Source organism: Coprococcus sp. AF16-5 (assembly GCF_003479365.1).
Taxonomy (GTDB): Bacteria; Bacillota; Clostridia; order Lachnospirales; family Lachnospiraceae; genus Coprococcus; species Coprococcus aceti.
Genome location: NZ_QUGZ01000002.1, coordinates 296,353 through 308,079, shown reverse-complemented (window position 1 = coordinate 308,079; position 11,727 = coordinate 296,353). Strand labels below are relative to the sequence as shown.

The 11,727-nt window shown below is 46.8% G+C and carries 10 protein-coding genes; 9 read left to right on the top strand and 1 reads right to left on the bottom strand.

From position 1 onward, the window contains the following. Window positions 1-4: 4 nt before the first annotated feature. The 3 genes from DWW70_RS06330 to DWW70_RS06320 all read left to right on the top strand — a co-directional run bounded on the left by DWW70_RS06330 (window position 5) and on the right by DWW70_RS06320 (window position 2,334). A complete protein-coding gene (locus tag DWW70_RS06330) occupies window positions 5-796 on the top strand; it encodes a hypothetical protein (RefSeq protein WP_015534349.1) in 792 nt (263 codons plus the stop codon). Between the two features lie 61 nt (window positions 797-857). Continuing rightward, window positions 858-1,688 carry a hypothetical protein gene (locus DWW70_RS06325; protein ID WP_117549805.1) on the top strand — a complete coding sequence of 277 codons (831 nt, stop codon included), beginning with the start codon at window positions 858-860 and terminating at the stop codon, window positions 1,686-1,688. Window positions 1,689-1,701: 13 nt separating this feature from the next. After that, the gene (locus DWW70_RS06320) at window positions 1,702-2,334 is read left to right on the top strand and encodes an ABC transporter ATP-binding protein (RefSeq protein WP_117875331.1); all 633 of its coding nucleotides are present in this window, start codon (window positions 1,702-1,704) and stop codon (window positions 2,332-2,334) included. A gap of 126 nt (window positions 2,335-2,460) precedes the next feature. On the opposite strand, the gene DWW70_RS06315 is transcribed toward DWW70_RS06320, so the two are convergent. Further along, window positions 2,461-2,979, bottom strand: coding sequence for a peptidylprolyl isomerase (locus tag DWW70_RS06315; RefSeq protein ID WP_015534342.1), 519 nt, complete (start codon window positions 2,977-2,979; stop codon window positions 2,461-2,463). A 94-nt stretch (window positions 2,980-3,073) separates the two neighbouring features. Here DWW70_RS06315 and mltG point away from each other — a divergent pair, with 94 nt between their 5' ends. The 6 genes from mltG (at window position 3,074) to DWW70_RS06285 (ending at window position 11,723) form a co-directional block, all read left to right on the top strand. After that, window positions 3,074-4,207 carry an endolytic transglycosylase MltG gene (gene mltG / locus DWW70_RS06310; RefSeq protein WP_055146128.1) on the top strand — a complete coding sequence of 378 codons (1,134 nt, stop codon included), beginning with the start codon at window positions 3,074-3,076 and terminating at the stop codon, window positions 4,205-4,207. A gap of 157 nt (window positions 4,208-4,364) precedes the next feature. Next, on the top strand, window positions 4,365-6,005 hold the full coding sequence (locus tag DWW70_RS06305; RefSeq protein WP_118649476.1) for a DUF6382 domain-containing protein: 1,641 nt from the start codon (window positions 4,365-4,367) through the stop codon (window positions 6,003-6,005). 116 nt (window positions 6,006-6,121) lie between these two features. Further along, window positions 6,122-7,978: an FHA domain-containing protein gene (locus DWW70_RS06300; protein ID WP_118649475.1), complete on the top strand. Its 1,857-nt coding sequence runs from the start codon at window positions 6,122-6,124 to the stop codon at window positions 7,976-7,978. Between the two features lie 46 nt (window positions 7,979-8,024). Beyond that, window positions 8,025-8,795 (top strand): PP2C family protein-serine/threonine phosphatase, encoded by a 771-nt coding sequence (locus DWW70_RS06295; protein WP_118649474.1) that lies wholly within the window; start codon window positions 8,025-8,027, stop codon window positions 8,793-8,795. Between the two features lie 13 nt (window positions 8,796-8,808). Continuing rightward, window positions 8,809-10,944: a serine/threonine protein kinase gene (locus tag DWW70_RS06290; protein ID WP_118649473.1), complete on the top strand. Its 2,136-nt coding sequence runs from the start codon at window positions 8,809-8,811 to the stop codon at window positions 10,942-10,944. Between the two features lie 17 nt (window positions 10,945-10,961). Further along, window positions 10,962-11,723, top strand: a complete 762-nt coding sequence (locus DWW70_RS06285; RefSeq protein ID WP_118649472.1) for a hypothetical protein — start codon at window positions 10,962-10,964, stop codon at window positions 11,721-11,723. Window positions 11,724-11,727 lie beyond the last annotated feature (4 nt).

The following is an 11,727-nucleotide window of genomic DNA, read 5'->3' as shown; positions in this document are numbered from 1 at the left end:
AGATATGAGAGTATTAAGATTTGAAATGACCAGAGCGTTCAGAAATAAGTGGCTTGCAGTAAGCGTAGCTCTGGGAACGTTGATTGGGCTGGCGGACATATGGCTTAATGTCAGCCAGTATGGATTTAACAGAGGCAGGGCTTTGATCCAGACATGGATCGGGACAGACTATCAGTTTGCATACAACAGCTTGTTTTACGTACTGCTGCCACTGATTGCGTGTTTTCCGTATGCGGGGTCGTGTTATCAGGATCAAAAAACCGGATATGAAAGCAGTATATGTATTAAGACGTCCCGCTTAAGCTATATGATTGCAAAGGAAGCGGCTGTGGCGGCTTCGGGAGCGGCAGCCGTGGCGTGCCCGCTGCTCATAGCCATGTTCATTGCTGCGGGGATATATCCGGATAAAAGACCGGAAAAACTGACATTTTTGTATGCAGGAATTATAGACTGCCACATGTTCCCGAGAATATTTGCAGAGCATCCTGTGTGCTATGCGTTGCTGTTTACGCTGCTCGATGCAGTGTTTGGAGGGATAACAGGTCTTGTGGCTATGTGCTTTGCGAGGTGGTGCGGGAGCAGATTTTCAACGATAATGGCTCCGTTCGCATTGTATGTATTTACCGGTGTGATGTTTGAGGGACGTGGGATTGGAACCTGGTCAGCCATGCAGATGGTCAATCCACTGCAGAATGTGGTTACATACAGGTACCAGATGGTGACGATGTATGCTGCGGTGAGTGCAGCGGCACTCGTTCTTATATACATATGGCACAGAAGAAGGGATATTCTATGAAAGAAGGAAATACAGATAAAAAAGGAATGTATGTGGTGGACAGATATGAGGTGATGCGGGAATGAGGACTCTGAGACTTCTCGGAAGAGATATGGAAAATGGAATATTAAGGAGATGTGTTCTTTTTATACTGCCGTTACTGTTTGCGGTGTCGCAGACACGTGAGCTCCACGCATATCTTATCGAGCTTGCAGATGGGAATATCCTGTTGACCAACGGAACATTTGCGGACTATCTTCTGTTTGCGATGAAGGGGATGGAGGTGTATTACTTTGATCCAAGGAGCGTATTTTACATACCGATATACTGGTTTGCGTTCCAGATAGGCCTGGCCTATTTCCTGGCATATTATTCCAGTGATGATTTTGCCGCAAATGCGAGAGTGGTGTGCCTTGCGTCCGGAAGCAGAAGAAGCTGGTGGGTCAGCAAGCTCATATACTGTACGGTGGCTGTGGTAATGTATTTTGCTGTATGTGTGCTGACGATATATTTAATGGCGGCGGCATATGGGGCAGATATGACCATGGATATGACGGCGGCGCTGACAACACGGCTGTATCCTCCGCAGACATACAATCTTAGTGCCGCAGATCTGCTTCTGATAACATTATTTATACCGATGCTGGTAACGCTGGGGATAAGCCAGCTTCAGGTACTGGCGGGTTTTATAATCACGCCGGTCATCAGCTTTGCAGCGGTGTGTGGAGTGTATGTTCTGTCGGCATACTATACTGTATGGTATCTGTCGGGAAATTATACGATGTGGCAGAGAGTGTCATATGTAGTGGCAGATGGGGTTAATCCCATGAGTGGAGTGGTGCTTGCGGCTGGTATGCTGATCACTGCATTTGCAGGAGGAATCGTGTATTTTGATAATAAGGATATAATCTGATAGGAGAATACATATGAGCGAGATAAGGATAGAAAATCTGAATAAGAAGATAAAGGGTTCAGTCATACTTGATGATATCAGTCTGACCATGACTCCGGGCAGGATATATGGACTCCGTGGAAAGAATGGCTGTGGCAAGACAATGCTTATGAGAGCTATATGTGGTCTGCTCATACCTGATGGAGGACACATATATATAGATGATGAGGAGCTCCACAGGGACATAAAGTTTCCACGGAGTATAGGTGCTCTGATAGAGAATCCGTCATTTCTGCCTCAGTACACAGGCTTCAGGAACCTCAGGCTTCTGGCAAAGCTCATGGGAGGGATCAGTGATGACGATGTCAGATATGCCATAGAGAGGACAGGTCTTGATCCGGATGATAAGAGGGTATACAGAAAGTATTCCCTTGGAATGAAGCAGAAGCTTGGCATAGCAAATGCAATCATGGGAGAGCCGGATGTCATAGTGCTGGATGAACCTATCAACGCACTTGATGAAGAGTCTGTAGAGAACATAAAGAAGGAGCTGCTGAAGCTGCGTGATGGAGGAAGTCTTATAATCACCGCCTGTCACGACAGGGAGGAGCTGGAATATCTGTGCGATGAGATATATGAGATGAAGGATGGAAGGATAGTACAATAAATGAACATAAAAAAACATCTGCTGCGAACTCCTGTATACCTGGGATCGCAGGGCAGATGTTTATTTTTTTGTAAGAAGAATTATAAGTGTTTTCAAAAACTGCTATATGGGTTATAATACTTTCAATTAAGCCTTTACAGGTTCAGGATAATCAACACCGAAGGTCTCGACTGTTACAGTCTTCATCTTCTGTTCCTGACGAGGCTTGTCATTGTAGTCAGTTGGCACATTTGCGATCTTGTCTACGATGTCAAGTCCCTCGATAACCTTACCGAAGGCAGCGTAAGCACCGTCCAGATGAGGAGATGTCTTATGCATGATAAAGAACTGTGAACCTGCTGAGTCAGGCATCATGGAACGGGCCATTGACAGCACTCCCGGAGTGTGGGCCAGATCGTTCTTGAATCCGTTCTGTGAGAATTCACCTTTGATTGAGTATCCAGGACCGCCGATGCCGATTCCCTGAGGGTCTCCACCCTGTATCATGAAGCCTTTTATTACACGATGGAAGATTATTCCGTCATAGAAGCCTTTCTTGATCAGTGAGATGAAGTTGTTTACAGTGTTTGGAGCAATGTCAGGATAGAGTTCTGCTTTCATGACATCGCCATTTTCCATAGTGATAGTAACTATTGGATTTGCCATGTATATCATTCCTTTCTTGGTATAAGATAGGGTAATGATAACATCAGTTAACAGAACAGGCAAATGAAATTTGCAGATACAGAAGGAGAAAGAGATGGATTGGAGAAACATAGCAAGACCCGTTATTATAATAGCGCTGGCGGTATGTCTGGTGCTGTTCGGGGTATACAAGGTTAAGGAGACGTATACCGGATTTATGCAGGAATACGAGGGCACCTACAGTGCCGGCGGCGGAGAGAAGATCGAGGTTACCATACCTGAGGATACATCTGTCAAGGAGGCAGCATCTATACTTAAGGATGCGGGGCTTATAAAGTATAAGCTTGCATTCCAGCTCAGAATGACCGGCTCGCAGTACAGCCACAGTCTTCAGCCGGGTACTTACACACTCACAACAGGTATGTCGACATTGGATATGATAAAGACTCTGTGTTACGTGGAGTCGACCAGAGAGGTAAAATATACACTGACAGTTCCTGAGGGATTTACGGTTGAACAGATCGCTGACAGATGCGAGGAGCTGGGCTTCTGCTCTGCAAAGGAGTTCCTTGAGGCGTGCAAGTCGGGAGAGTTTGAGTATCCGTTTGAGATACCTTCATCGGAAGTCAAGTACGCATTACAGGGCTTCCTGTTCCCTGCTACTTACGACATATATGCAGATATGACTCCAAAGGAGCTCATACAAGACATGATAGACAAGTTTAACAGCATTTACACAGATGACTTCAGGAAGAAGGCAGAGGAGCTTGGATATACAGATTTTGAGGTTCTCACCATGGCTTCCATAGTTGAGAAGGAGTGTAAGCTGGATTCAGACAGAGCGATGGTTGCGGGAGTATTTATCAACAGATTGAATGATGACATGCCTCTTCAGGTAGATCCATCTGTTCTCTATGTTGTGACTGACGGTCAGTACAATCAGGCAGAACTGTCATATGATGATCTGGAGGTTGATTCACCGTACAATACCTACAAGTACACAGGACTTCCTGTCGGCCCTATATGTAATCCGGGCGAGGCATCCATAGAGGGTGTCCTGAATGCGGTTAAGCATGATTACTACTACTACCTGACATCAGATGAGAGCCAGGGAGCATGTATCTTTAATAAGACATACGAGGGACATCTTGCTGACATAGAAAAGGCTGATGCAGCCAAGGCGGAAAAGGAAGCTGCAGAGGGTGATGGATCAGAAGATGGCTCCGATGAAAGCACTGATTCAGAGTAAAAAAATATAGACAAAATTATATAGCGAAAATTATCTAAAAGGGTATAAACTGCTTGCGATATATAGACTTTTTATATATAATAAAGGAGTATGTACCCTTTTGGGTTTTTATGCATCTAGTTATGCGCTTATGGAGGTGCGATAGGAGGAATATTTGATGAGGAAAATAAGTTTCAAGGTAAGAAATATCGGCTCTGAGAAATATTTGTCATATATTCTGAATGATGATTGTGAGTTTGACGAGGAGTTATTGGATTATCTGGAGGAGAACCGGATTCCTGAGCTCATTGATATCATTTATGAAGAGGATGATGAGAACGATTATCTTACATATAACGTTACAGGCAGGACAACGGTTGACGCACTCCTTTCGAATACGGTAAATGCTGAGAAGATATTGGGGATAATCAGAGGGGTAGCTTCTGGTATAGTTAATTTACGTGATCTTGGAATACCGGCATCATATGTGGTTCTTCACAAGGACTTTACATATGTTAATCCGGTTACATACGATGTTGGAATGTTATGTGTTCCAGTTGAGTCAGAAGCCAATATCAATGCCGAATTCAGGATGTTCGCAAAGGACTTGCTGACGAGCGTTATTTATGATGACAGTGAGGATTGCAACTATGTGGCAAAGCTTCTCAATCTGTTGAATGCAGACAAGTTCACAGTGAGAAACTTCTATGCACAGCTCACAGAGCTTATGGAGTCTGCAGGAATGCAGGTGGAGGAGAACTTCGTTGATATAGGATCAGATATGTCGGTTTCACAGTCTTCAGTTGACACGGTGGAATCTGATACAAGTATGGATGATCTGCCTGAGTTTGAGGACGTATCATTTGGCGATGATGAGGAAGACGAGCTTGATGAGGTAGAGGAGATCAGCGACGAGGCGGCCGCAGCGAATGCAATATTCAAGGATCTTGATTTTGATTCGGATGAGACGAAGAAAGAGAATGTATCAAGCGAGATAGATATGTCGGTATTTGATGACAGCGTTCTTGAGGAGCTCGAGTTAGATGAGAGCCTTGATGAGGAAGAAGAGGACGACGAGGAGGGCATGACAGAGGCTCTCACATCAGATATGGCAGTACATGAGCCATCAGGACTTACAGAGGTTGCAAAGGCTGCCGATGGAGTTACGGAGGTTGAGCTTGACAAGAAGGATGAGCAGAAGCCGGTTCTGATATCTACGGACGAGCTTATGGATAATCCACCTGTTGTTAAGAATATCAAGATCAACCGTGCGAAGATCATACAGAAGGCGGTTGCTGAGACAGAGGAAACTCAGATAGATAACCCTACAGAACAGATAGTTGCACCACAGTTCATGAACGGTGACCAGCCGGAGCCTGAGACGAATATGGATCCGGTGAAGGCGAAGGCAGAGGAGCCTGAGCAGAAGGGCACAGGAAGCACTGTTGAGCTGACCGGAGGAATGAACGTAGTTAAGGATACCGAACCTGAGAAGGCAGCGGTTAACAAGAACGCTCCAAAGGCTATGCCATATATAGTCCGTGTCAACACAGGCGAGCGAGTTATGGTCAACAAGGCTGTGTTCAAGATAGGAAAGGCGGCAAGAGGTGTTGATTACCATGTCGGTGGTAATGGTGCCATCAGCAAGGTACATGTCATCATCTACCAGAGAGAGGATGGATGTTATCTGAAGGATAACAAGGCGACAAATGGCACATATCTCAACGGAGCGCGCCTGGATGAGAATGCAGAGCAGAAGCTTTCAAACGATGCCATGATAAGCATCGGTGGAGAGGACTTTATCTTCAAATTAAGTTAATATACACCACCCACGATGTGGGATAAGAGCAGGTAGCAATACCTGCTTTTGGTGTTTGAATGAAGGAATAATTTTTGACGGAAAATATGCGGATTTAGACGAAAGGGATTGAAAAAATGAACAGAGAAAAGGTTGTTGTAGTTCCGGCGGGGGGAACTTACAGAGTGAGTTACAGTCTGGATATCAGTGATGTGATAGATGCTAAAGTGTATGATATGAGCAGAAGCGGATCTATGCCTGAGATGGCACCGTGTGACATGCAGGAGAATGCCGGAGTCAGGGTGTTCAATTATCAGATCGATGACAAGAAGCCTCTTGCGGAGATACTGAGACAGGAGATGAACAAGAAGGAGATACTCACACTTCTGTACAACATTCTGCATGCACTGGAGATGTTTGGTAAGAATATGGTTTCGCTCAGCTATGTTGCAAGGGACGAGCAGTGTGTATTTGTATCGCCTGAGACATACGATGTCTGCTTTATTGTCGCTCCGGTACAGAAGGAAGTGACAGATCTCAACGATGTCAGAGCATTTGTGAAGTCGGTGATAGTTGATGCGAGATACTCAGAGAATGACAATGACAATTACGTAGCACGCCTTATAAACTGTGCGAATATGAGAGGTACATTTTCAAACTCGGACATGAAGAACGAGGTTAAGGCGATGCTTGCAGAAGCAGGCATAGACGCTGCTGAGATAGACAGGATGAAGGAGCTTTCCACAAATGCTCCAAAGGGTGGCAACAGCCACATACTTCGAGGTGAGTCACCTAAGGTGAGCAGACTCGAGGTTATGAGAAATAATGCGAGAATGAATGGATATGCACAGCCGATGGGACCAAACGGCCAGATGCCAAACGGAATGCCACCGATGGGCATGCCACCGATGGGACCGAACGGCCCGATGGGATCAAATGGTCAGATGCCGAATGGCAAGGTTCCGAACGGAATGCCGCCAATGGGCATGATGCCGATGGAACCAAACGGTCCGATGCCAAACGGCTCAATGGGACCAAATGGCCAGGTGCCAAACGGAATGCCACCGATGGGCATGCCGCCAATGGGGCCGAATGGACAGGTGCCAAACGGCCCAATGGGACCGAATGGACAGGCACCGAACGGAATGCCACCGATGGGCATGCCGCCAATGGGACCGAATGGCCAGGTGCCAAACGGAATGCCACCGATGGGCATGCCGCCAATGGGACCGAATGGACAGGTACCAAACGGCTCAATGGGACCAAATGGAATGCCACCGGTAGGCGTGCCACCGATGGAGGAGCCAATTAAGCCTGAGGTGGCTGGAGCACAGCCGCAGAGTGATAAAACGGAGAATGATGAGGCGGTTGAAGCAGAAGCACAGGATGCCAAGCCGGAGGTTGTAGAGCCTGTTGTGACAGAGCCGCAGGATGTCAAGCCTGAGCCAGCAGAGTCGGTTGAAACACAGCCACAGGAGATAAAGCCAATACCTCCAATGCAGGGCAACCCATTTGGAGGAAACCCGATTCCACCAATGCCACAGGCGCAGCCAATGCCGCAGATGCAGCCGGTGCCACCAATGCCACAGATGCAGCCGGTGCCACCAATGCCGCAGATGCAGCCGGTACCACCAATGCCACAGACACCGCCGATGCCACAGGCACAGCCAGTGCAGGGCAATCCATTTGATGGAGCACCGGCACCATATTTCCTTAGGGTGAAGACGGGCGAGAGAATAAGCTTGGACAAGGCAGAGTTCAAGATCGGACATAAGGCAAGACTTGTGGACTATGCGATTACTGACAATTCAGCTATAAGCAGAGTTCATTGTGTTATCACCAAGAGAAATGGCGTGTGCTTCATCAGCGATAACAAGTCTACAAATGGTACATTTGTGAACGGAGAGGAATTGAAGGCGGGCGAAGAAAAGTTCCTGACGAACAATGCGATCGTTATACTCGGGGACGAGGAGCTTGTCTATCACATTAGATAGAATATCCGCAACGAGAGTTGAGACATAAATATTGGGAGGAATGTATATGGGGTTTAGCGCAGTATACAATACAGACGTAGGAATAAAGAAAAAGACAAATCAGGATTCGCTGGCGATCAAGATAGCGGATACTCCAAATGGACAGGTCGTGTTCTCCCTCGTATGTGATGGCATGGGAGGTCTGGAAAAGGGAGAGGTTGCCAGCAAGGAAGTCATAACAGCTTTCTGCAACTGGTTTGACACACAGTTTGTTGAGATGGTTGACAACAACAGCTTTAGTGAAGAACTGCTGAGATACCAGTGGATAAGACTTGCCGTGGAGCAGAATGAGAAGATCAAGGCGTATGGCGAGCAGAATGGATTTATGCTTGGTACGACCATTTCTGCGATCCTCATATACAGAGAAATGTACTACATTCTCCATGTTGGAGACAGCCGAGTGTATGAGATCACTTCAGGGATAAGACAGCTCACCGCAGATCAGACGCTTGTTGCAAGGGAGATCGCAGCGGGAAGACTTACACCGGAGCAGGCGGAGACGGACAGCAGACGAAGCGTGCTTCTCCAGTGTATCGGAGCTTCACCTGTGGTGGAACCGGATTTCGTAGTTGGGCAGGCAGCTCCCGGAGCGCATTACATGCTGTGTTCTGATGGATTCAGACATAAGATAACGCCTCAGGAGATGATAGAGAGACTTGGCCCGGAAACATGCGTCGACGAGGCGAAGATGAAGGAGGGCTGTGAGTTCCTCACAGAGCTTGTGAAGTACAGAAAAGAAACGGATAATGTAACAGTAGTGCTTATTAAATCGGAGTAATGGGGATCAATATATGACAGAGTTAGGAACGGTATTAGACGGAAAATACGAAATACTTAAAAAAGTCGGCCAGGGTGGTATGTCAATAGTTTATCTTGCCATGGATAACCGACTTAATAAACAGTGGGCTGTAAAGGAGATCAAGAATGATGGCTCCAAGAGTACAGCCACACTCTTAAAGGGATTGGAGCGAGAAGCAAATATCCTCAAGGATGTGGATCATCCGGTACTGCCACGAATCGTTGATATCATCAATGAGAATGGCACGATCTATGTTGTCATGGACTTCGTAGAAGGACGTCCACTCAGCGATGTGCTCAAGGCGGAGGGAGCACAGCCACAGGAAAAGGTAATCGAATGGGGCAGGGCGCTTGCCAGTGCACTTGACTACCTGCATTCCATGAATCCGCCGATCATATACAGAGATATGAAGCCTTCAAATGTCATGCTGAAGCCGGATGGGTCGGTAAAGCTTATCGACTTTGGAACGGCTAAGGAATACATAGTGGAGAACAATGCGGATACCACGGCTCTTGGAACAAGAGGCTATGCGGCACCGGAGCAGTTCGGTGATGCGCAAGGACATGGAATCTACAACACGGATGCAAGAACAGATATTTACAATCTGGGAGCAACGCTCTATCACCTTGTTACCGGCAAGAATCCATGTGAGCCTCCTTACGAGATAAAGCCTATCAGACAGTGGAATCCGATGCTCTCATCAGGATTTGAGAGAATTATACAGACGTGCTGTCAGCCGAGTCCTGAGGACAGATATCAGTCCTGTTCAGAACTGCTGTATGCGCTGGATCACTACAACGAGCTCGACGATGCATACAAGGCAAAGGCAAAGCATAAGATAGCAGCGTTCTCAGTGGTTGCGGGATTATCGATACTCTCAGCGTGCTGTGCTGTGATAGGCGGAGTAAAGAAAGGCCAGCTCAAGGATCTTGATTACAACAACAAGGTCAACGAGGCGAGGGATGCAGTCGACGAGGGCGATTACAACAAGGCATTTGAGTGCTATAAGGCGGCTGTCGACATAGACCCAACCGCATCGGATGCCTATATAGGCTACATGGAGACATATGCTTACTATTATACAGAGGACGATGGAAACACTTCGGCCAACACCGAGACGGCGGCAGAAAAGGGAATAAGACTTGCACTTAAGAACAAGGACGAGATAAAGGACGACGTAAAGTTCAAGATAGCCATGTTGTATTACGACGAGGTCAAGGACTACAGTGCGGCCAAGAAATATTTCAATATGGTTGATGAGAGCAAGGACTTCCCGGATCAGGCAAAGCAGGCAAAGTATTACGCTGCGATATGTGACAGCAAGATAAACAAGTCTGCAAGCTTTGATACGAACAAGGAAAATATATTTGCATTCCAGGATTACAACAGTGACAACATAGATGACACCAATCCTGACAAATACACCAATTACCTCAACATAGCTTACATATATCTTGGCGAGATATCCAATGATCCGGAGCTTGCGAACAGAATAGAGGTGCTGATGGATGAGGCGATGAAGAACCTGGACGACAACGCAGAGGTGCTGAACAGCCAGTTCCCGGCGGACAGAGGCGTAAAATACTACAATGGCCAGTATTCAGGAGTTATGTACTCAGTATATACAGAACTTGCCGAGAATGCGGATGATGCGGGCCAGCAGTTACATTATTACAACTCTGCGGCGAACAGTGCAGCGCTTTATCTGAACAGTCTGGATATAGAGGACGAGAATGCGACAGAGACATCCAAGAAAGCATATTCAGAATACTCGATGAACGAGGCTGAGACATATATCAAGATGGCGGAGAACAGCGGCGATGACAGCTACTATGATGAGGCAGAGAGAATATATGGCAACGCTGAGACTACACTTGGAACCGATGACAACGCAGCGGTCGTGTACGTAAGCCATCTGAGTTATCTGGTCGATAGATATTCGAATAAATTTGGAAGCGATTCGGCAGCATGGAATGCCAGTGCCACAAGGGCTGTGAGGAAAGTGTACGAGAACGGTAACAAAGTTCCGGCACTTGCAAATGGCCTTAAGCAGGGATGGCAGTCGTTATCCAATGACCTGACAGTTAAGAGCATAGTAAATGGCAGTTCAAGGTCAACGAGCGAGTAAGGGAGGAGTGAAAGGTTATGGCAACAGTTTATAATGTAATGTTATATGGCGGCCTGGCACTTGCGATCGTATTCGCTATTGTGGCGGTGGTACTGTTCTTCGTGTTAAAGATACCGAAGGCGGTGGGAATTGCCACAGGCTCAACAGCCCGTAAGAAGATCGATGAGATCAAGGAGAAGGGCTATGAGAGTGTACAGGGAGGCGGTGCCTCCAAACAGGAGGCGATCAAGAACCATACATCCAGAATTTCGGTAAGGGATGTAAAGTCAACTGCAGCCGAAAAACATTCTGAAAAGGGAATGGCAAATTACGAGAAAGCGATAGCTGATCTCGGAAAAAAGAGACTGGAGGATGAAGGCGAGACTGCAACTGATATTCTCCGCGATGATGCCGAGGAGGCAACAGATATTCTGAGGGAAGACGAAGAGAATCTTGACATCAATGGCAGCAGCTTTGAGGAGGCGACAGACATCCTCAGAGAAGATGCGGATGAGGAAGCAACGGATGTACTCATAAATGACGAGGCAGACGAGGAAGCAACAGACATACTCAGAAGTGATGAGGCGGACGAGGAAGCAACGGACATACTCAGAAGTGATGAGGCGGACGAGGAAGCAACGGACATACTCAGAAGCGATGACGCAGACGAGGAAGCAACGGACGTACTTAGAAGCGATGACGCAGATGATTCCACAGCCGTTCTTCAGGGAGGACGCGCAGCGAGCTCAGTAAGAATGATAAAGAATGTAATTATAGTACATTCCGATGAAGAGATATAGGAGG

Bases quoted from the DNA above. Each gene is read 5' to 3' on its own strand.
- DWW70_RS06300 (WP_118649475.1), top strand. From the start codon at position 6,122: ATGAACAGAGAAAAGGTTGTTGTAGTTCCGGCGGGGGGAACTTACAGA.
- DWW70_RS06315 (WP_015534342.1), bottom strand. From the start codon at position 2,979: ATGGCAAATCCAATAGTTACTATCACTATGGAAAATGGCGATGTCATG.
- mltG (WP_055146128.1), top strand. From the start codon at position 3,074: ATGGATTGGAGAAACATAGCAAGACCCGTTATTATAATAGCGCTGGCG.
- DWW70_RS06295 (WP_118649474.1), top strand. From the start codon at position 8,025: ATGGGGTTTAGCGCAGTATACAATACAGACGTAGGAATAAAGAAAAAG.
- DWW70_RS06305 (WP_118649476.1), top strand. From the start codon at position 4,365: ATGAGGAAAATAAGTTTCAAGGTAAGAAATATCGGCTCTGAGAAATAT.
- DWW70_RS06285 (WP_118649472.1), top strand. From the start codon at position 10,962: ATGGCAACAGTTTATAATGTAATGTTATATGGCGGCCTGGCACTTGCG.
- DWW70_RS06325 (WP_117549805.1), top strand. From the start codon at position 858: ATGAGGACTCTGAGACTTCTCGGAAGAGATATGGAAAATGGAATATTA.
- DWW70_RS06330 (WP_015534349.1), top strand. From the start codon at position 5: ATGAGAGTATTAAGATTTGAAATGACCAGAGCGTTCAGAAATAAGTGG.
- DWW70_RS06320 (WP_117875331.1), top strand. From the start codon at position 1,702: ATGAGCGAGATAAGGATAGAAAATCTGAATAAGAAGATAAAGGGTTCA.
- DWW70_RS06290 (WP_118649473.1), top strand. From the start codon at position 8,809: ATGACAGAGTTAGGAACGGTATTAGACGGAAAATACGAAATACTTAAA.